The 20,820-nt window shown below is 43.6% G+C and carries 15 protein-coding genes, 3 tRNA genes, 3 rRNA genes, 1 other RNA gene and 1 riboswitch; of the genes, 1 reads left to right on the top strand and 21 read right to left on the bottom strand.

The genetic code is table 11. The annotated features are described in order from the left end of the window. Window positions 1–116: 116 nt before the first annotated feature. The 20 genes from LU276_RS00625 to nfsA all read right to left on the bottom strand — a co-directional run bounded on the left by LU276_RS00625 (window position 117) and on the right by nfsA (window position 18,967). A complete protein-coding gene (locus tag LU276_RS00625) occupies window positions 117–1,430 on the bottom strand; it encodes an OmpA family protein (RefSeq protein WP_284673783.1) in 1,314 nt (437 codons plus the stop codon). A 292-nt stretch (window positions 1,431–1,722) separates the two neighbouring features. Then, complete coding sequence (locus LU276_RS00620) at window positions 1,723–2,478, bottom strand: pyridoxine 5'-phosphate synthase (protein WP_284673782.1); 756 nt, start codon at window positions 2,476–2,478, stop codon at window positions 1,723–1,725. Between the two features lie 61 nt (window positions 2,479–2,539). Then, a complete protein-coding gene (recO, locus tag LU276_RS00615; protein ID WP_284673781.1) occupies window positions 2,540–3,301 on the bottom strand; it encodes a DNA repair protein RecO in 762 nt (253 codons plus the stop codon). A gap of 205 nt (window positions 3,302–3,506) precedes the next feature. Then, a complete protein-coding gene (gene era / locus LU276_RS00610) occupies window positions 3,507–4,502 on the bottom strand; it encodes a GTPase Era (protein WP_284673780.1) in 996 nt (331 codons plus the stop codon). Window positions 4,503–4,638: 136 nt separating this feature from the next. Continuing rightward, window positions 4,639–5,409 carry a ribonuclease III gene (rnc, locus tag LU276_RS00605; protein WP_418001268.1) on the bottom strand — a complete coding sequence of 257 codons (771 nt, stop codon included), beginning with the start codon at window positions 5,407–5,409 and terminating at the stop codon, window positions 4,639–4,641. A gap of 24 nt (window positions 5,410–5,433) precedes the next feature. Continuing rightward, window positions 5,434–6,534, bottom strand: a complete 1,101-nt coding sequence (lepB, locus tag LU276_RS00600) for a signal peptidase I (RefSeq protein ID WP_284673779.1) — start codon at window positions 6,532–6,534, stop codon at window positions 5,434–5,436. Between the two features lie 45 nt (window positions 6,535–6,579). After that, window positions 6,580–8,379 carry a translation elongation factor 4 gene (lepA, locus tag LU276_RS00595; RefSeq protein ID WP_284673778.1) on the bottom strand — a complete coding sequence of 600 codons (1,800 nt, stop codon included), beginning with the start codon at window positions 8,377–8,379 and terminating at the stop codon, window positions 6,580–6,582. 159 nt (window positions 8,380–8,538) lie between these two features. Beyond that, a 5S ribosomal RNA gene (gene rrf, locus LU276_RS00590) occupies window positions 8,539–8,652 on the bottom strand. Between the two features lie 131 nt (window positions 8,653–8,783). After that, window positions 8,784–11,641 (bottom strand): 23S ribosomal RNA (locus LU276_RS00585). 267 nt (window positions 11,642–11,908) lie between these two features. Beyond that, a tRNA-Ala gene (locus LU276_RS00580) sits at window positions 11,909–11,984 on the bottom strand. Window positions 11,985–11,988: 4 nt separating this feature from the next. After that, window positions 11,989–12,065 (bottom strand) — tRNA-Ile (locus LU276_RS00575). A gap of 61 nt (window positions 12,066–12,126) precedes the next feature. Beyond that, window positions 12,127–13,658 (bottom strand): 16S ribosomal RNA (locus LU276_RS00570). The 16S, 23S and 5S rRNA genes sit together here with 3 tRNA genes alongside, the layout of an rRNA operon. A 382-nt stretch (window positions 13,659–14,040) precedes the next feature. Beyond that, window positions 14,041–14,117, bottom strand: a tRNA-Met gene (locus LU276_RS00565). 94 nt (window positions 14,118–14,211) lie between these two features. Next, an RNA gene (gene rnpB / locus LU276_RS00560) (RNase P RNA component class A) lies at window positions 14,212–14,555 on the bottom strand. Window positions 14,556–14,574: 19 nt separating this feature from the next. Beyond that, entirely contained in the window at window positions 14,575–14,829 is a 255-nt protein-coding gene (locus tag LU276_RS00555; RefSeq protein WP_284673777.1) for a YfhL family 4Fe-4S dicluster ferredoxin, read from the bottom strand. A 9-nt stretch (window positions 14,830–14,838) separates the two neighbouring features. Further along, window positions 14,839–15,336 carry a pantetheine-phosphate adenylyltransferase gene (coaD, locus tag LU276_RS00550; RefSeq protein WP_284673776.1) on the bottom strand — a complete coding sequence of 166 codons (498 nt, stop codon included), beginning with the start codon at window positions 15,334–15,336 and terminating at the stop codon, window positions 14,839–14,841. A 143-nt stretch (window positions 15,337–15,479) separates the two neighbouring features. Further along, entirely contained in the window at window positions 15,480–16,463 is a 984-nt protein-coding gene (locus LU276_RS00545; protein WP_284673775.1) for an ABC transporter substrate-binding protein, read from the bottom strand. A 42-nt stretch (window positions 16,464–16,505) separates the two neighbouring features. Beyond that, window positions 16,506–17,249 carry an ABC transporter permease gene (locus tag LU276_RS00540; protein WP_284673774.1) on the bottom strand — a complete coding sequence of 248 codons (744 nt, stop codon included), beginning with the start codon at window positions 17,247–17,249 and terminating at the stop codon, window positions 16,506–16,508. A gap of 8 nt (window positions 17,250–17,257) precedes the next feature. Next, window positions 17,258–17,965: an ABC transporter ATP-binding protein gene (locus LU276_RS00535; RefSeq protein ID WP_284673773.1), complete on the bottom strand. Its 708-nt coding sequence runs from the start codon at window positions 17,963–17,965 to the stop codon at window positions 17,258–17,260. A 33-nt stretch (window positions 17,966–17,998) separates the two neighbouring features. After that, window positions 17,999–18,091, bottom strand: a riboswitch (TPP riboswitch). 93 nt (window positions 18,092–18,184) lie between these two features. Next, window positions 18,185–18,967 carry an oxygen-insensitive NADPH nitroreductase gene (gene nfsA, locus LU276_RS00530; RefSeq protein ID WP_284673772.1) on the bottom strand — a complete coding sequence of 261 codons (783 nt, stop codon included), beginning with the start codon at window positions 18,965–18,967 and terminating at the stop codon, window positions 18,185–18,187. Window positions 18,968–19,188: 221 nt separating this feature from the next. Between nfsA and smpB the strand changes: the two genes are divergently transcribed. Next, window positions 19,189–19,656, top strand: a complete 468-nt coding sequence (gene smpB / locus LU276_RS00525) for an SsrA-binding protein SmpB (RefSeq protein ID WP_284673771.1) — start codon at window positions 19,189–19,191, stop codon at window positions 19,654–19,656. A gap of 89 nt (window positions 19,657–19,745) precedes the next feature. Here the strand turns inward: smpB and rarD are convergent, their stop codons facing one another. Next, a complete protein-coding gene (rarD, locus tag LU276_RS00520; RefSeq protein ID WP_284673770.1) occupies window positions 19,746–20,690 on the bottom strand; it encodes an EamA family transporter RarD in 945 nt (314 codons plus the stop codon). Window positions 20,691–20,820: the final 130 nt, after the last annotated feature.

The raw sequence follows: 20,820 nt of genomic DNA, 5'->3' as shown, positions 1-20,820 counted from the left end.
TAAGAAAAGTTAACTATTATATCATGATTTTAGCCATAGTAAAAGAAGCCACCCAAAATAAAAAAGAACCGTCAATCATGACGGTTCTTTTAATCACTTGATAATCAAGGGATTGATTATCGAATAACCATATCTTTAGTTTGTTCTACAGTAGTTGATTTGTTGCCAGTAATCACAGCGATTACACGGCGGTTCAACGCACGACCTTCGTCAGTAGTGTTTGGAGCGATTGGACGGTCGAAGCCGTAGCCAATAGCACTTAGACGGTTAGGTGCGATACCAAACTCGTTAGCTAACATTAGCTTAACAGCGTTTGCACGCGCTTCTGATAGGCGTTGGTTGTACTTAGCACTTGAACGGTTGCTGTCTTTAGATGCATGTCCTTCAATAACAGCAGTAGCATTCGGGAACTCATTCATAGACTGTGCAACTTTTGCAACTTCTTCACGGAATTGTGGTTTGATTGCAGACTGGTCACGGTCGAAGAATACGCGTAGTTCACGGCGTAGTTGTTCCTCTAGTACGACAGTTTGTGGGCAGCCACGTGCATCAACCACTACATTGCGTGGCGTATCTGGGCAAGCATCTAGGTGATCTGGCACACCATCAAAATCGCTATCAATGATAGTCTCAACAGGTTCTACAACAGTGATTTCTTCCACTGGCTCTTCAACCACAGGAACTACAGGCTCTACAGGTACCACAGGAACTACAGGCTCTACAATCACAGCAGCTGGTGCCAAGCGACCGCCTAGAGTTACTTCCAAGCCTGCCAAAGCTAGACCTTCCCACCATTTGTTGTCAAAGTTGTGGATCGCACGAGCCTCACCACGAAGAGCCAATGCGTCATTTACTAGGTAGCGAGCACCTAGACCGATGTTACCAATCGTATCTTTTGAGCTAGTAACTTTAGTGCCTGCAGCAACTTGTTGATTTTGAGCGATGTCGCCATAAGGTGCGTTTGCTGCGTCAGCAGTATAAGCTACTTGGTTCTCAACTTTAGTTTTTTGTTGACCAGCACCAATTAAAACATATGGCTTTAACTTGGCATTAGAATTACCCAAACCGATTAGGAAGTTACCGCTAATAGTTTGTTGCTCTGAATCAAAACGGTTTGCGGCCATTTCTGCTGATTTCTTAGAAGCTTGTGCATCCGCACTAGACAAACCATACTCAACTTGTAGTTGGGTAGATGGGGTTAGTTCTACGCCAAGTGCAGCACCTACCCATAGATCACTCTCAAGAGCAACACCATCAGTATGCTTTTGGTTGGTCTCAAGTGTTTTACCAGTACGCAACACTTCACGCTGTTTGTCATGAGCCTCATCATTATAATGATAGCCTAGTAGTAGTGGGCTCACAGTTACGCCAGCAGAAGCTGCGGTCGTTGCAGTAGCAAGTACCGCTAGAGCGATTTTATTGAATTTCATAACTTCCTCCGAAGGAATGGTTGGTTTTAAAAAATTATGTAATATAACATTACCAATGTCTTATTCTACCATTAAGTTGGTCATCTGCCAACAGTTACTTTCGCAGACAACCCTTAATTTAAAGATAGATATATCTAGCTTAACGGCAATGGGTGAATTTTACAACCTTTTTTTGGATGATCGTTACATAACATTACATTAAAATGCTAATTATTTACAATGGCTCTTAAATTTTAAACAGCCATTCATCAAAAAATAAGCAAATACTAAACAGCACTTATTTTAGCATACTTTAGCGTATATCAATAGGCTTTGAAGCAAAGGCCGTTTTCATTTCTTTGACTGCCTGGTCAATCCCCATGAATATCGCATCTGCAATGAGCGAATGCCCAATATTAAGCTCATGGATACCTTCGATACAAGCAATACTGGACACATTCTCTCGTGTCAAGCCATGCCCTGCATTCACAAGTAGCGTATCGCTCTGCTCTTTTGCGTATCGCACCGCCTGTTTGATACGACTCAATTCATCACTGACAAGTTGCATATTACCCGACAGCCCTGCCTCAGCATACGCTCCTGTGTGTAGCTCGATGGCATCAGCACCACAGGCGATGGCAGTATCTATCTGATGAAACTCTGGATCAATGAATAACGACACCAAGATGTTTTTTTCTTGCAAGGCTTGAATGAATTCCGGCAATCTTCTTAGATTTGCCACATCAAGACCACCTTCTGTGGTAACTTCTTGGCGTTTTTCAGGCACCAAGCACACCCAAGTTGGCTGGACATCAAGGGCGATGGCTAGCATTTCTTCGGTTACCGCCATCTCAAGATTCATGCGAGTAGCTAGCCTATCTTTCATGGCATAGACATCAGCGTCCTTGATATGCCTGCGATCTTCACGCAAATGTAGCGTAATACCATCTGCACCCGCCTGCTCGCACAATAGTGCCACCTGTATCGGACAGGGGTAATCAACCCCTCGTGCATTACGAAGTGTCGCCACATGGTCAATATTAACCCCAAGCAGTGGTAAATTTGACATAAGACACCTTTTTCCTAACCATTTTTACATTAACATACACCAACACAACAAAGTTTGCCAACTATGATGACTGCTGATAAAATAAACTTTGTTGCCACAATTTTCGGCTGTGCAATGGTTTATAATCCAGCAGATAATTCATGACATCTCGTTGCAGTTGACCAAATTCTTCTATCTTTTGATAATAGATTTTCTCATCACCATCTGCCCGCCCCATGAGTAGCAAATCACAACCCAGATAAGACACTCGGCTTACTTTCTTTCCCTCACTTTGTGCTTGATGAATGATGGATGATGTAGTCAAGATAAACCCCATCTCTGGCACAAAACGATAATAAGCCTCTGCATCAATCTTCTTACCCACAGCATCATAGATAAAATCAATGCTTGCTCCAAGCTCATCAAATAACGCCCTCTCAAACCGCCGTAAAGACACCTTAAGATGACGAGTGTTGTCTGATGCCTCAAGATTGCCCAATGCTTGCAGTGCGATCACTTCTTCATGATAAACCTGCCAAAGCGTTGGACAAGGACTCTCCAAAGGCAACAGGCGACTTAGCACCTCATTCATATACAGTAGTGCGTATTGCACCTGCCCCATGACAGGCTTTAATACTGACCGTGCTGACAACTGAATCTGACTGAATGTCTTAAGCTCATTTTTTCCGCCAGCAAACAGCTCAAGTAACACAAAAGTAGGCATACCTCTTGCACCTACTCCGTGTACCAACCCAAATTCATGACTAAATAGCTGATAAATAGCTCGCTTTTCCTGATAGGGTCGTGTATGTAAAAGGTAGCCTGTCAGTCGCTGATTTTTCATGGTTGTCTAAGAACCTATGGTTTAGGAATTTCTTGAATAAGAAACTATAAGAAATCTTTTTACCACCTACTTAAAAACTCATCATTCATTTGGCATTGCACAGTAGCCATGTGATGATGTCTAGGCAATACTTGATTCTCTTACCAATATTTGCACAAATAATGGGGCAAGCACACCTAGCATCATCAGCACATTCATCACTGCCTTAATAACCCAAACTTGTCAAGGCACGCTCATCATCTGACCAACCCTTTTTCACCTTCACCCATAGGGTGAGCATGATTTTTCGATCAAACAGTGCCTCCATGTCCTTACGAGCATCGATGCCGACTTGCTTAATGCGACTGCCTTTATCACCGATAATGATGGTCTTTTGCCCTGCTCGTTCAACAAATATGGTCGCATCAATAAAAGTCATCGCCTTACGCCATTGACCTGTCTCTGGGTCTTTATGAGCAGACTCATCTTTAAAAATATCAATTTGCACGGTCAAATCATACGGCACTTCATCGCCTGATTGACGCATGATTTTTTCTCGGATAATCTCACTTGCCAAGAACCGCTCAGAACGATCAGTGATTTGTTCGGCATCAAAAATAGGCGGACGAATGGGCAAAAACTTGCCAATTACCTCTTTTAGGCGTGGCAAATTATATCCACGAAGTGCTGAGACTGGTACAATATCCGCAAAATCAAAGCTCTCATTAAAACTTTCAATCACAGGCAACATCAGCGACTTATCCTTAATGGTATCTGCTTTATTGATAATCAGTACAACGGGCAGATTGGTCGCTGAAAGTTTTTCCAAGGTCAATAAATCATCTTCACGCCACTGCAATCCATCAACAACAAATAATACCAAATCCACATCAGACAACGCTGACACCGCCGCCTTATTCATGCGTTCATTAATCGCTTTAACCTCTTTGGCATGAATACCAGGAGTGTCAACAAACACAATTTGCATCTGTTCATCAGTCAAAATCCCGTGTATGCGGTGGCGAGTCGTCTGTGGTTTTCGGCTGGTGATGGAGAGTTTTTTTCCAAGCAGATGATTCATGAGTGTGGACTTTCCAACATTTGGACGACCCACAATCGCCACAAAGCCAGACTTAAAGCCATCTAGATTTAATGTTGGTTTATCATCAAAAAATGCCAAAATCACATCATCATTATCGGCAGTCGAACGGTTGTCAGTCATATTTTTCCTTGTTATTCAAATTTGTTTAGCGTTAAAATCAATCAGATAAAGTCCATGCTATTAAAGCACAAAACCGCCCAATTTAAAAGGCGGGTTTAAAAAACTCATCAAGGTTTGTATGATGAAATGTGCCAATTTAAGCAGTTTGGGTTTTGTTAAGTTGATTTATCATCAACTCGGCACACTTTTGCTCAGCAATACGGCGAGACTCACCCATTTGTGTAATAGGCTTGATGTCCTCAATATTTACACAGCAAGTTACAACAAATACCTGATTGGGGGCATTGCCAATAATCTCATCAAGCTCATAAGTTGGCAAGGTCATGCGATTGCCCTGCAGCCACTCTTGTAGGCGAGATTTGGCATCTTTTAGTACTTTTTCCTCACCCACCTCCAAGATGAGCGATTCATACCAAGTTTTCACTAAATTTTTGACAAGCTTGATATCACCACTGTCAAGATATACCGCCGCAACGATTGCTTCCACCGCATCCGCCAAGATAGACGCACGATGACGACCTCCACCCTTTCGCTCGCCCACACCCAAAATCAAATGTCTAGATAATTCAAGCCGTTCGGCAATCTGCACCAAAGTCTCTTGGCGTACCAAAGTTGCACGCATACGAGTGAGTTTACCTTCATCATGGCGTGGAAAATGCAAAAACAATGCCTCCGCAATCATCATACCAAGTAACGCATCTCCCAAAAACTCCAATCGTTCATAACTTTCTTTGGGGTTATACGAACGGTGCGTCAATGCCCGCCTTAATAAACTTGGGTCATCAAACTCATAACCCAATTTTTCGCATAAAACAGGTAGCCCCTGTTCAAAATTGGCAAAATGCGTCAATTTATCTAACGAAGTTGCCTTGCGTCCATGGGTCATGATTTTATCTGATTGGTTCATTTATCGTCCTAACAATCCATATTATCAATCGATCGCACCCACTCGAGAAAAACTTGGTAAATTCAATCCAGGCTTTTTATGCATCCAAATATAAGTCGCCTTACCTGATAAATTCTCCTCTGGCACAAAACCCCAATAACGAGAATCTTTGCTGCTGTCTCGGTTATCTCCCAATACAAAGTATTGATTTGCTGGCACTTGAATTGACCATTCTTTACCCTCTGAAGCGATGACCTCAGGTGCTACTTCTTTTAGAAAATCACCTTGTGATGATGAGTTTAAATCACCCAGATAACGCACCAAATAGCGATGCTCGCCCAACGACTCTTGATAATAATGAGCAAATTTTTCTTCTTCACGCCCCAGTCTAGCACGCTCATCATCGCTTAGCACATAATTTTGAATCTGCTTAGGCATCAAGATATTTAAAAGTTCATCATCAATCCCATGCTCAACTTTCTTAGTAGCAACCTGTTCGCCATTAACAGACAAATTTCCATCTTTATAAGACACTGTATCGCCTGGTAGACCAATCACTCGTTTGATGTAGTACATATTTGGTTCTAAAGGATAGCGGAATACCGCCACATCGCCACGCTCTGGACTGCCTGTATTTAAGATTTTGGTGTGGGTAATAGGCAGGCGAAGCCCATAGGATGACTTATCAACCACCACAAAATCACCTGTATGCAAGGTTGGTACCATTGAGCTTGATGGAATGGTAAATGGCTCAATAACAAAAGAACGCACAATTACAATCAACAATAAGATTGGTAAGAATTCGTACGCCCAACGCACCAAGAAGTTCTCAGACTGCCCCTCTTTATCCACTTGAGCCAACAAAAGCTCTTGCTTAGCACGCTGATAAGAATTGTGTGCCTGCATCACTTCATGGGGCGTGGTTTGTGTTGGCACCAATACATCAATATCATCTGACAGCCCATGCTCTTTTAAACGGCCGTGCAAGACTTGCTTAGCTTCATTAAGCTGTTTTTGTGCCTGCCTTAATTTTTTGTCCGACAACTTAATGACTTGATGTTGTTTTAGGACAAATTTATCCACCAACCACACCAATAAAAAGACGATGGTTACTGGTACCAGTATTAAATTGATGTCAAAATTCACAACAACACCCCAACTTTATTAATCAACCAAAATTCACAAATCATATTAACTATCAACTTTTAGCACTGCCAAAAATGCTTCTTGCGGAATTTCTACAGAGCCTACTTGCTTCATGCGTTTTTTGCCTGCTTTTTGTTTTTCAAGCAGTTTTTTCTTACGACTGACATCGCCACCGTAACACTTAGCAAGAACATCTTTACGCATTGCCTTAACAGTGGAGCGAGCAATAATCTGACTACCAATGGCGGCCTGAATCGCCACATCAAACATCTGGCGTGGAATCAACTCCTTCATCTTCTCAACCAGCTGACCGCCACGACGGCGTGCATGTTCTTGATGGCAGATCATGGCAAGAGCATCAACCTTCTCACCATTAATCAGCACATCAACACGAGACAATTTATCTGCTTGATAACGCTCAAAACCATAATCTAGCGACGCAAAACCACGAGAAGCAGATTTTAATTTATCAAAAAAATCCATCACAACCTCGCCCATTGGGATATCAAAGATTACTTGTACTTGGCGAGCCATAAATTTCATGTCCACCTGCACGCCTCGGCGTTCGATAGCAAGAGTAATGACATTGCCCAGATACTCTTGTGGAACAAGGATATGACATCTGGCAATCGGTTCACGAAATTCAGCTATCACGCCCACATCAGGTAGACGAGATGGGTTGTCAACATAGACAACATCGCCATTTTTCTTAACCACCTCATAGATGACCGATGGTGCAGTGGTAATCAAATCAAGGTCATACTCTCGCTCCAATCGCTCTTGGATAATCTCCATGTGTAGCATACCCAAAAAGCCACAACGAAATCCAAAACCCAAAGCATCTGAAGTATCAGGTTCAAAGAATAAGGCTGCATCATTGATTTGTAGCTTTTGTAAAGCCTCACGAAATTTTTCAAAATCACTTGAATCAATCGGAAACATACCCGCATAAACTTGCGGTGTTACCTTCTGGAAGCCAGGAATATTCTCCACCTCAGGGGTCTTAGCCAAAGTGATGGTATCGCCCACAGGTGCACCTTGAATGTCTTTAATGCCTGCGATAATAAAACCAACTTCGCCCGCCTTTAACACACCCGTCTCCAAGCGTTTTGGCGTAAATACACCAATAGAAGTTACCAAGTGGTTTTCACCTGTTGATTTAACAAAAATACGGTCGCCTGTACGCACCTCACCTTCACGCACACGCACTAGCGATACCACACCCAAATAATTATCAAACCAAGAATCAATAATCAAAGCCTGCAAAGGAGCATCTCTATCGCCTGTTGGTGCAGGAATGGTTTCCACTAAAGTTTGTAGCAACTCATCAATACCAAGACCTGTTTTCGCTGATACTCGAGGTGCTTCTACCGCCTCAATACCAATGATATCCTCAATCTCTTCAATCACTCGTTCAGGCTCAACCTGAGGTAAATCAATTTTATTCAGCACAGGCAGCACCTCAAGCCCTTGCTCAACTGCTGTATAACAGTTCGCTACACTCTGTGCTTCAACACCTTGAGCAGCATCTACCACCAATAATGCACCTTCACAGGCCGCTAACGAACGAGAAACCTCATAACTAAAATCCACATGGCCTGGCGTATCAATAAAATTTAATTGGTACTGCTCACCATTTGGGTGATTATAATACAAAGTAACCGACTGGGCCTTAATGGTAATGCCTCGCTCTCGCTCAATGTCCATACTATCTAAGACTTGAGCTTGCATTTCCCTTTCAGAAAGTCCGCCACACACCTGAATGAAGCGGTCGGCAAGTGTACTTTTACCATGGTCAATGTGAGCAATGATTGAAAAATTACGGATATGAGTAAGATCTGTCATGAGTAAGATGGGTCACAAAACAAAAAATAATAACAGGGTATTGTAGCAGTTTTTATTCAAAAAAGCACAGACAATTCAAAGATAAGAGATGAAATTATTCAGTCAACCCCCCAAACATAAACCCCCCACATTTTCCAATGTGAGGGGTTTGAAATAAGGTGCTGACGATGACCTACTCTCACATGGGCGAACCACACTACCATCGGCGCTAAGACATTTCACTTCTGAGTTCGGGAAGGGATCAGGTGGTTCCATCTTGCTATTGTCGTCAGCGTAAAAGGATTAACAACGCTGTATGAGTCTGTTTTTTTATTTTTATTCAAGATTGATTCAAGCTTGTTAGGTAAAATCTTTACACTTACTTATACAACACATGAAATGGTTTTAAACCACTTGGGTGTTGTATGGTCAAGCCAAACGAGCAATTAGTATTGGTTAGCTACACATGTCACCATGCTTCCACACCCAACCTATCAACGTCGTAGTCTACAACGGCTCTTTAGGGAAATCTTATCTTGAGGTGGGCTTCCCGCTTAGATGCTTTCAGCGGTTATCCCATCCGAACGTAGCTACCCGGCAATGCTTCTGGCGAAACAACCGGAACACCAGAGGTTCGTCCACTCTGGTCCTCTCGTACTAGGAGCAGATCCTCTCAAATTTCCAACGCCCACGGTAGATAGGGACCGAACTGTCTCACGACGTTCTAAACCCAGCTCGCGTACCTCTTTAAATGGCGAACAGCCATACCCTTGGGACCTGCTTCAGCCCCAGGATGAGATGAGCCGACATCGAGGTGCCAAACACCGCCGTCGATATGAACTCTTGGGCGGTATCAGCCTGTTATCCCCAGAGTACCTTTTATCCGTTGAGCGATGGCCCTTCCATACAGAACCACCGGATCACTAAGACCTACTTTCGTACCTGCTCGACTTGTGGGTCTCGCAGTTAAGCGCGCTTTTGCCTTTATACTCTTTGAACGATTTCCGACCGTTCTGAGCGCACCTTCGTACTCCTCCGTTACTCTTTAGGAGGAGACCGCCCCAGTCAAACTACCCACCATACATTGTCCTCGATACTGTTATATCTAAGTTAGAACCCCAACATAACCAGGGTGGTATTTCAAGGTTGGCTCCATGGCAACTGGCGTCACCACTTCAAAGCCTCCCACCTATCCTACACAAGTTAGGTCAAAGTTCAATGTAAAGCTGTAGTAAAGGTTCACGGGGTCTTTCCGTCTAGCCGCGGGTACACAGCATCTTCACTGCGATTTCGATTTCACTGAGTCTCTGCTGGAGACAGCGCTGCCATCATTATGCCATTCGTGCAGGTCGGAACTTACCCGACAAGGAATTTCGCTACCTTAGGACCGTTATAGTTACGGCCGCCGTTTACTGGGGCTTCGATCAAGAGCTTCGCTTACGCTAACCCCATCAATTAACCTTCCAGCACCGGGCAGGCATCACACCCTATACGTCCACTTTCGTGTTTGCAGAGTGCTGTGTTTTTAATAAACAGTTGCAGCAGCCTGGTATCTGCGACTGCCAACAGCTCAAAGAGCAAGTCTTATCACCATCGGCAGCGTACCTTCTCCCGAAGTTACGGTACCATTTTGCCTAGTTCCTTCAGCAGAGTTCTCTCAAGCGCCTTGGTATTCTCTACCTGACCACCTGTGTCGGTTTCGGGTACGATTTGTTTATGACTATCGCTTAGAAGCTTTTCCTGGAAGCATGGTATTTGCCACTTTGCCAGTAAACTGGCTTGCTATCAGATCTCAGTAATAGTCTAGCGGATTTGCCTACTAAACCTACCTACATCCTTCCACCTGGACAACCAACGCCAGGCTGACATAACCTTCTCCGTCCCTCCATCGCATCATAAACAAGTATTGGAATATTAACCAATTTCCCATCGACTACGCCTTTCGGCCTCGCCTTAGGGGTCGACTCACCCAGCCCCGATTAACGTTGGACTGGAACCCTTGGTCTTCCGGCGTGCGAGCTTTTCACTCGCATTGTCGTTACTCACGTCAGCATTCGCTCTTGTGATACCTCCAGCATACCTTACGATACACCTTCACAGGCTTACACAACGCTCCCCTACCACTTAATTGAAACAATTAAATCCGCAGCTTCGGCTCCTAGTTTGAGCCCCGTTACATCTTCCGCGCAGGCCGACTCGACTAGTGAGCTATTACGCTTTCTTTAAATGATGGCTGCTTCTAAGCCAACATCCTAGCTGTCTGTGCCTTCCCACATCGTTTCCCACTTAACTAGGAATTTGGGGCCTTAGCTGGCGGTCTGGGTTGTTTCCCTCTTGACGACGGACGTTAGCACCCGCCGTCTGTCTCCCGGATAGTACTCATCGGTATTCGGAGTTTGCATCGGTTTGGTAAGTCGGTGTGACCCCCTAGCCGAAACAGTGCTCTACCCCCAATGGTATTCGTCCGAGGCGCTACCTAAATAGCTTTCGGGGAGAACCAGCTATCACCGAGTTTGATTAGCCTTTCACCCCTATCCACAAGTCATCCCCTGGCTTTTCAACGACAGTGGGTTCGGTCCTCCGGTGCCTGTTACGGCACTTTCAACCTGCTCATGGATAGATCACTCGGTTTCGGGTCTATACCCTGCAACTAAGACGCCCTATTAAGACTCGGTTTCCCTACGGCTCCCCTAAACGGTTAACCTTGCTACAGAATATAAGTCGCTGACCCATTATACAAAAGGTACGCCGTCACGGAACAAGTCCGCTCCGACTGCTTGTATGCACACGGTTTCAGGTTCTATTTCACTCCCCTAACAGGGGTTCTTTTCGCCTTTCCCTCACGGTACTGGTTCACTATCGGTCAGTCAGGAGTATTTAGCCTTGGAGGATGGTCCCCCCATCTTCAGACAAGATTTCACGTGTCTCGCCCTACTTAATATGTCTCATAAACAGTTTCGCATACAGGACTATCACCTACTATGGTTGGCTTTCCCACGCCATTTTGCTACTGTAAATTTGATCGGCTCCTCCCCGTTCGCTCGCCGCTACTTGGGGAATCTCAATTGATGTCTTTTCCTCGGGGTACTGAGATGTTTCACTTCTCCCGGTTTGCCTTCTATCCAAAGAATAGAATACCTATCTTATGATAAGTGGGTTTCCCCATTCAGAAATCGCCGGGTCACAGGATATTGCCACCTCACCGACGCTTATCGCAGGCTATCACGTCTTTCATCGCCTCTGACTGCCAAGGCATCCACCATGTGCACTTCATTACTTGACCATACAACCCCAAGGGGTCTTATGGGTAATGTGTAACGATTTACCTATGTTTACGCTTGATTCAGTTCTCTTTACTTTATCCAATCACCTTCTATAAAAGAAGTGGAGTGTGATTGGAATGGTTAATTATTTGTTGGAATTAAATAATTAACCCAGACTCATATTTTCGTTGTTAAATAATGATATGAACTTCGTCAGTTCATAAAGTTAAAGCATAAATAAGAAATCTCTTATCAAATTGCTTATGTATGCTTTTGATGTTTAAATATGGTGGAGTTAAGGAGAGTCGAACTCCTGACCTCCTGCGTGCAAGGCAGGCGCTCTACCAACTGAGCTATAACCCCAATATGGTGGGTCTAATAAGACTTGAACTTATGACCCCCGCGTTATCAACACGGTGCTCTAACCAACTGAGCTATAGACCCGTTTTAAACATCTTACTAAAGAACAACTTGTTGTGAATTCTTGCTAATCAGATAATATCGTTAAGGAGGTGATCCAGCCGCAGGTTCCCCTACGGCTACCTTGTTACGACTTCACCCCAGTCATCGACCCCACCGTGGTGATCGCCCTCTTGCGTTAGGCTAACCACTTCTGGTGAGATCAACTCCCATGGTGTGACGGGCGGTGTGTACAAGGCCCGGGAACGTATTCACCGCAGCATTCTGATCTGCGATTACTAGCGATTCCGACTTCATGGAGTCGAGTTGCAGACTCCAATCCGGACTACGATTGGCTTTTTGAGATTAGCATCACATCGCTGTGTAGCAACCCTTTGTACCAACCATTGTAGCACGTGTGTAGCCCTGGTCGTAAGGGCCATGATGACTTGACGTCGTCCCCGCCTTCCTCCAGTTTGTCACTGGCAGTATCCTTAGAGTTCCCGACTTAAATCGCTGGTAACTAAGGAAAAGGGTTGCGCTCGTTGCGGGACTTAACCCAACATCTCACGACACGAGCTGACGACAGCCATGCAGCACCTGTATCAGAGTTCCCGAAGGCACTAAGCTATCTCTAGCGAATTCTCTGTATGTCAAGACCAGGTAAGGTTCTTCGCGTTGCATCGAATTAAACCACATGCTCCACCGCTTGTGCGGGCCCCCGTCAATTCATTTGAGTTTTAACCTTGCGGCCGTACTCCCCAGGCGGTCTACTTATTGCGTTAACTGCGTCACTAAGTCTTCAAGAGACCCAACGACTGGTAGACATCGTTTACGGCGTGGACTACCAGGGTATCTAATCCTGTTTGCTACCCACGCTTTCGAACCTCAGTGTCAGTATGATGCCAGGAAGCTGCCTTCGCCATCGGTATTCCTCCAGATCTCTACGCATTTCACCGCTACACCTGGAATTCTACTTCCCTCTCACCTACTCTAGCCACCCAGTATCAGATGCAGTTCCCAAGTTAAGCCCGGGGATTTCACATCTGACTTAAGCAGCCACCTACGCTCGCTTTACGCCCAGTAATTCCGATTAACGCTTGCACCCTCTGTATTACCGCGGCTGCTGGCACAGAGTTAGCCGGTGCTTATTCTGTGGGTAACGTCAGGGCTAGCTGGTATTAGCAACTAGCTTTTCCTCCCCACTTAAAGTGCTTTACAACCAAAAGGCCTTCTTCACACACGCGGCATGGCTGGATCAGGCTTTCGCCCATTGTCCAATATTCCCCACTGCTGCCTCCCGTAGGAGTCTGGGCCGTGTCTCAGTCCCAGTGTGGCTGATCATCCTCTCAGACCAGCTACAGATCGTCGCCTTGGTAGGCCTTTACCCCACCAACTAGCTAATCCGACTTAGGCTCATCTAATAGCGAGAGCTAAAAGCCCCCTTTCTCTCGTAAGACGTATGCGGTATTAGCGTAAGTTTCCCTACGTTATCCCCCACTACTAGGCAGATTCCTAAGCATTACTCACCCGTTCGCCACTAATCTTCTCTAGCAAGCTAGAGCGTCATCGTTCGACTTGCATGTGTTAAGCCTGCCGCCAGCGTTCAATCTGAGCCATGATCAAACTCTTCAGTTTAATCTTTCTAAGTAACCCATTAAGTGGGTCAATCTTGGCTCATTTATTACTAGCAAATTTGCTCATCGTGTAAATGAATTAACTTTGAGTATTTTTGCTTGATAAATGATAATTTTTGTATTATCTTGTATTAGCAAAAATCCACACAAGTTGTTCTTTAGTTTGGATTTTAAATAGTGTCATTCGTTGTCGTCCAGCGAATGAGTGCGTATTATACGCTGTTTTTATTTGGTGTCAAGCTTTTTTTAAAAATTTTAAAGTTTTTTTTAATGACAATTTTCAGATTAAAAAGGCTTGTTCGTTAGCTGAGATAACATTATATAATATATTAAAATTAAGTCAAGTATTTTTTGAAAAAATTTTAATTATTATCATTTGTAATTGGTGGCGATGAAGAGACTTGAACTCTTGACCTCACGATTATGAGTCGTGCGCTCTAACCAGCTGAGCTACATCGCCATTACAGGGTGTAAATTATACAGATAATTTTAACTGCTGTCAATGCTGATTTTTGCAATTTCTTAAATATTTTTAAAATATTTCAGAAATTAAAAAAGCGGGCAAACCGATAAGCCGGGTTCTGTCGTGGACAATCATTCATCTAGGCGTATCATCGCTAATACGCTCAAGCAACCTACCCGTGTCCCAAGCGGGCAACTCGTTGGACACCTATTTGGTCTTGCTACGAGTGGAGTTTACCATGCCATGAACTGTTGCCAGTCATGCGGTGTGCTCTTACCACACCCTTTCACCCTTACCCATATAAATATAGGCGGTCTGCTCTCTGTTGCACTGGTCGTAGGCTTTCGCCCCCTAGCCGTTAGCTAGCACTCTGCCCTATGTAGCCCGGACTTTCCTCCCCTTCTATATAGAAGTGGCGATTGTCTGGTTTGCCAAGTGGCTATTATAGCACAGTTTAGGCTGATTGTCCTGTTATTCTATGAAATTTTTGCAACAATGCCATCTGGTCTTCAAAGTGATCAAGGTCTTTTGGGATACAGTCTACAGGACAGATATCCACGCACTGGGGTGTATCAAAATGCCCAACACATTCAGTACACAAATTAGGGTCAATGACATAAATGTCATCGCCTGCTGATATTGCCTCGTTTGGACATACAGGTTCACATACATCACAATTGATGCACTCTTGTGTAATTTTTAATGCCATAAATTCAGCTTATCTTGTTAAAAACTTCTGTTCAAAACCTGCCAAGACACAAGGTGGCACAAATTTTGAAACATCACCACCCAACTTTGCTACCTCACGCACCAAAGTTGATGAAACGAATGAATACTCTTGAGATGGCGTTAAAAATACCGCTTCAAAATTCTCATCTAAACTGCGATTCATGTTCGCCAAACCAAATTCATATTCAAAATCTGACACTGCCCTAAGTCCACGAATGACTGCTTGAACTCCTTGCTCTTTAGCAAAATCCACCAAGAGTCCCTCAAAACCCACTACAGAAATCCTTGGATCGCCATCAAAAACTGACTCCACCAATGCCACTCGCTCATCAAAACTAAACAAAGGTTTTTTATGGTGAGCGAATGCTACGGCAATGACCACCTCATCAAACAATCTTAATGCTCGCTTGACAAGATCCACATGACCATTAGTTATGGGGTCAAAAGTACCAGGATAGAGAGCTTTTTTTTGGGCATGATTAGTCATGACACATCGCTTTTTAAAAATTAGGTGCTTATGCTACCAAAATTTTTATGAACTTTAAACCAATTTTGATAGAAATTTATAAGGATGCACCAACTTCCTAGCAAGTCGCATTTTATCAAACCATTACTCAATTATCCCATTCATCATGGCAGCTCGACCGTATATTCACTAACATCAGGTAGAGACTTAGTTAGACCTTGTTGTTGCATAAAATTCGCCATCGTCTCGTAGCGCGCTTTGTCTAACACCTTTGGATTATCCGCTAAATGTGGCAAAGTATCTGTCCACGCCAGACGATTTAATTCATTACCCAACTCGTTTGGCTTATAAGAAACGAACAATTTCCATGCTTCATCTGGATTGGTCTTGATGAAGTCTGTCGCCTGCTGAATGGCCGTCATAAAACGAGCCAGTTTCTCTTCTTGAATGCGTTGCTTATGAGCGACAAAAATCAGCTCATCATAAGCAGGCACACCGTGTTGTTCAGGATAGAATGCCAAACCTTCATGCTTTTCAAGTTTTAGTTGATTGAGTTCAAAGTTGCGAAGCGAACCAATCACCGCATCTGTCTGACCACTAAGTAATGATGGCGATAAAGACCAATTAACATTAACCAATTCAACATCTTTTGCATCAAGACTGGCAGAAGCCAACATGGTTTTTAACAAAAGCTCTTCAAAACCACTGACTGAATAACCAATCTTTTTACCCTTTAGATCGGCAAGATTAGAAATACCACTCTCTTTTAATACCACCAGACTGTTTAATGGCGAGTCGATGACCGTACCAATTCTTACCAAAGGCAGACCTTCTGCAACTTGCTGTTGAAGCTGTGGCTGATAATCAATGGCGATGTCTGCTTTTTGGGCTGCCACAAGCTTCGGCGGCATAGATGGGTCGGCAGGCTCAATAATTTCTACCTCCAAACCCTGATCATCAAAATAGCCTTTTTGCCTAGCAACGATAATGGCGGCATGATTGGGATTGGCAAACCAATCAAGTAGCAGTGATACTTTTTGGGTGCTTGGCATGGCGGTATCTGCTTGTTTATCCTTATTGGGAGTGCAAGCTGTCAGCACGCCCACCATCGCAAGTACCACCACACCTGATAAAAATTTAGAGATCACAATAAAACTCCTTTACTTTTTGGTTGTTGTAAACAAACATGATTAATGCATATGAGTCGCCCATGGAATTAGGCGTTTTAATAAACAATCGCCCGCAAAATACAACACCAACGCAATGATCAATAGTACAAATAATGCCACAAACATCAAATCCACCTGCATTCTGGCGTTGGCGTGTAACATAAGATATCCTAGCCCTTCAGATGAACCAACCCACTCGCCTACCACTGCACCAATCGGAGCAATAGAGATGGCGATTCTAAGTCCTGACGCCAATGCAGGCAAAGCAGCAGGCAATTTTACTTTTAAGAGCGTCTGCCATGCACTGATACGGTAAGTCTTTGCTAAATCTAGCCAAGCCTTTGGGGTTTGGCAAAGCCCATCAAAACAGGCTGTCGTTACTGGAAAATAAATAATAAGCACAGTCATGACAATCTTAGATGCAATGCCATAACCAAGCCACAACACCAAAAGCGGTGCAATGGCAAATACGGGAATCGCTTGCGAAATGACAAGCAATGGCAACAAAATCGATGAAATTCGCCTTGAACTACTAAGAAGCAATGCTGAACATACTCCCATGACAGCACCAACCCCCAAACCCAATAAAATCTCAAGCAAAGTAACCTTGGTGTGATGCCAAATCAGCGGTGTATTGACCAAAAAAGTATCCAACACCATCATTGGGCTTGGCAGGATATAACGGGGCAACTCAAAGATACTTACCACAAACTGCCACAACAAGATGAGTATGAGTGCAATCAAGGGTATTTTAATCAGTTTCATCACCACCCCTAAACCGAAAGTTCACTCAAAAGTCGTGCGTGCAATACACCAAACTCACCATCGTCAAGTTGTCTGACAGGGCGACCACTTGGGCTAATTTTAGTAGAAATTACAGCAGGGGACTGTTTTAGCACATAAATATCATCGCTTAGACGAATCGCTTCTTGGGGATCATGGGTGATAAGCAAGACAGTTTTTTGTTGTAGTAAGTCATAAGATAAAGCCTGTAACTCATGACGAGTTACCGCATCAAGAGCTGAAAACGGCTCGTCCATCAACACCAAATCCGCCTTCATCATCAAAGTGCGAGCCAATGCTACCCGCTGACGCTGTCCACCTGATAATTCATAGGTTTTTTTGTGTAAATAGGCATCCATCTTGACTTTTTTTAATAAAAGCAACGCCTCCTCTTTGGTGTGCGGTGTTTTTTGTCCTGACAAATGGGCGGATAACTGCACATTGTCCAAGACAGACAGCCACGGATACAAAGAGTCGTGCTGAGCCAAATAGGATAATTGAATGCCATCAGCAAAACCTATCCGACCAGTAAAATTCTGCTCAAGTCCTGCGATGATGCGAAGAAGGGTTGATTTGCCCACACCTGATGCACCCAATAGGCTAGTAAACCGCCCTTTTGGCAAGGTGAAATCAAAATCATGAAAAATAGACTGCTCGCCAAACTTGAACGATAAACCCACAATCTCAACACACATCATGGATTACCTCGCCAAGCAAAGCGGCACAAGGAATGATCAACATGGTTAGTTTCCTACGACAGCATTAACTGAACAGGTTCACGGGTATCATCTCAGCCATCTATGACAGCACCCCGACTAAACAAAATAACTATAATTTGAGCAATTATAAGCCAAGATAATTCATAAAACCACTCACGGTAAATCATGACCATAATAATAAAGGTTTTGTTAGGCTAATCAGCGCTTGGCAAAACCTTGCTTTTGTAGGTAGTCTAACATGAAAGGACGCACTTCGCCACCAAATGTTGCAGCAATTTGAGCCTTCCAATCCAAATCAAGACCACGCCCCTGATAGTATTCACGCACCTGCTCATTATAAGTGGCAAGCACATCATCGCTAGCGATTTGATAAGTATCAGTAGAAACCAGCGTTTGTAGTGGCAAACGCGGTCTTTGTGATTGGTTAATCTTAGATTCCCAATCAGGATGCCCCAAACATAATCCAAACAATGGCACAACATGCTTTGGCAAGCCCAAAATTTCACCTGCACGCTCAATATCGTTGCGAAGCGAGCCAATATATACACCACCTAGACCCAAGCTCTCGGCGGCGGCAAGGATATTTTGTGCCATAAGTGCTGCGTCAATAGCACCAATAAGCGTCACTTCCATCCAGTCTGTCTGCACATCGGCAAGCTGATTGTGACGATGAGCATCCATACAAAAAACCAAATATTCTGCACATGACTCCACATAGCCATGACCCAATCGCTTACCCTCTGCCAATGCCTGAGTGTATTCATCTTCACTCATGTCGCACGAAATCTGACGCAAAGCGGTACGCTTATTGGTATCAATCACACGAATGATACTGGTTGCCTGCAAAAAACTAGAAGTTGATACCGCACGCCCTGCTTCCAAGATGGTAGTTAACGCCTCATCAGAAATCGACTCGCCTGTGTATTTGCGTATTGAGCGGTGATTGAGCAGGGTTTCAATGGTAGATGCACTGTTTAGCATGAACGCATTCCTTTTTAGTTTGTTAATTATCAAAAAATTATAAAAATCAATATAAGCTAGCATGGTATCAATTATCAACCACAAAGGCAAATTGATTTGACAATTTTTTGTGTTTTTGGACAGATTTTCACAATTAACAGATGGGCTACTTTATCTGCTAAGATAATTTGTTATAATACCAATCAAGATTAAACAAAAAATACAAAAACTGGACAATTATCATGGCAAAAAAACCAAGTAACCAAATCTGTGCCAACAAAAAAGCAAGGCATGAATATTTTATTGAAGAAACTTTTGAGGCAGGATTGGCCTTAGAAGGCTGGGAAGTTAAATCCATTCGAGCAGGCAAAATGACCATCACCGATGCCTATGTTATCTTTAAAAATGGCGAAGCATTCTTGTTCGGAGCACACATTCAACCGCTATTAACCAGTTCAACTCACATAAACCCTGACAACATTCGTACCAGAAAGTTGCTATTAAACCGCCGTGAGATTGACAAATTATTTGGCATGGTCAATCAAAAAGGCTATGCGGTCGTGCCACTGTCATGCTATTGGAAAGCATCACGAGTCAAATGTGAAATCGCTCTTGCCAAAGGCAAAAAACTACACGACAAAAGAGCGACCCTCAAAGAGCGTGATTGGCAAATGGATAAAAAGCGTGGCTTTAAGGCGGACTTACGCTAAATTAGCCTATTTACAACATTGACAACAAGCCATATCAAAGAGGCTGTGTGTTTAATCTCTTTGATATGCTAATGATGCCATCAAAAAAGTTAGGCAGGCTTGTTTTTATTACCACTGATGGTACTCATGCCTTGTACTATCAAGCATAAAATACCTGCCCAAATCAACCCATAGCTAGCTAGCATATCTAGTGTAAATGTACCGCCAAGCACCGTTACTGCCAACAAGAACAGCAACGCAGGTTCAAGATAGCCCACCAAACCAAACAGACTAACAGGCAGGAGTCGATTTGCTTCTAGATGCGATTGTAGTGCCAATATGCTAATCACACCCAACCCTACGACTTTTAGAAATAACCAACCATTTTGCAACACCATACTCACATTCTGATCATACATCAATAGGTATATCAAGCAAAATGGGGCGATTAGCACCGCATCCACAAACATGCCTGTGATGGCACGCACCTTTTGCACACGACGCATGACATAATAGATGGGGTAAGTCATACAGACCCAAAAAGTCGCCCAACTTAGCTCACCTGTCCGCATAATCTCCAATGCCACACCTGCCACCGCCAACAATACAGCAAGCCACTGAACCTTGGTCAGTTTTTCTTTAAAAAATATACAACCAAACAGCACCATCACCAAAGGAAATAAAAAATACCCCATCGCCGTCTGTACGCCCTGCTGATTTAACGGTGCCCACATAAATAGCCATAGTTGACTACCAAAAATTGGGGTCGGCAGTAGCAACCACGCCCACGCCTTAACGCCATGCACCGCTTTTAGGTCGCCGATAACGCTCTTGATTTGACCACTAAACACCAAAAAGATGAGCAGGCACCCCAAAATCATTACCATTCGCCACAAAAACACGCTCGTACCCGACAACGGCGATAACCATTGACCATAAGAATAAAGCACGCCAAACAAAACATTGGCAAAAACTGCCAGGACCACCCCTAGGATGAATTTCTGACGACTCGTGTTTGTGGATTGATTGATGGCGGTAGATGTGTTATTACTCATGAATGCCTGCTTTTTTTGCATTAAATCATCGCACTTATTTTAAGGGAAGTTGTTGATAAAAATTTTGGATTCTTTATAAAATATGCTTTTATTTTGCAAATTTTTTATATTTTTGATAAAATTTCTCACA

It is taken from the genome of Moraxella haemolytica, assembly GCF_030177935.1.
Lineage (GTDB): Bacteria > Pseudomonadota > Gammaproteobacteria > Pseudomonadales > Moraxellaceae > Moraxella > Moraxella haemolytica.
This window is presented reverse-complemented; position numbering and strand designations above follow the sequence as displayed.

Bases quoted from the DNA above. Each gene is read 5' to 3' on its own strand.
- LU276_RS00540 (WP_284673774.1), bottom strand. From the start codon at position 17,249: ATGAAACTGATTAAAATACCCTTGATTGCACTCATACTCATCTTGTTG.
- LU276_RS00620 (WP_284673782.1), bottom strand. From the start codon at position 2,478: ATGTCAAATTTACCACTGCTTGGGGTTAATATTGACCATGTGGCGACA.
- rarD (WP_284673770.1), bottom strand. From the start codon at position 20,690: ATGAGTAATAACACATCTACCGCCATCAATCAATCCACAAACACGAGT.
- LU276_RS00535 (WP_284673773.1), bottom strand. From the start codon at position 17,965: ATGATGTGTGTTGAGATTGTGGGTTTATCGTTCAAGTTTGGCGAGCAG.
- era (WP_284673780.1), bottom strand. From the start codon at position 4,502: ATGACTGACAACCGTTCGACTGCCGATAATGATGATGTGATTTTGGCA.
- smpB (WP_284673771.1), top strand. From the start codon at position 19,189: ATGGCAAAAAAACCAAGTAACCAAATCTGTGCCAACAAAAAAGCAAGG.
- rnc (WP_418001268.1), bottom strand. From the start codon at position 5,409: ATGAACCAATCAGATAAAATCATGACCCATGGACGCAAGGCAACTTCG.
- LU276_RS00555 (WP_284673777.1), bottom strand. From the start codon at position 14,829: ATGGCATTAAAAATTACACAAGAGTGCATCAATTGTGATGTATGTGAA.
- recO (WP_284673781.1), bottom strand. From the start codon at position 3,301: ATGAAAAATCAGCGACTGACAGGCTACCTTTTACATACACGACCCTAT.
- lepA (WP_284673778.1), bottom strand. From the start codon at position 8,379: ATGACAGATCTTACTCATATCCGTAATTTTTCAATCATTGCTCACATT.
- coaD (WP_284673776.1), bottom strand. From the start codon at position 15,336: ATGACTAATCATGCCCAAAAAAAAGCTCTCTATCCTGGTACTTTTGAC.
- nfsA (WP_284673772.1), bottom strand. From the start codon at position 18,967: ATGCTAAACAGTGCATCTACCATTGAAACCCTGCTCAATCACCGCTCA.
- LU276_RS00625 (WP_284673783.1), bottom strand. From the start codon at position 1,430: ATGAAATTCAATAAAATCGCTCTAGCGGTACTTGCTACTGCAACGACC.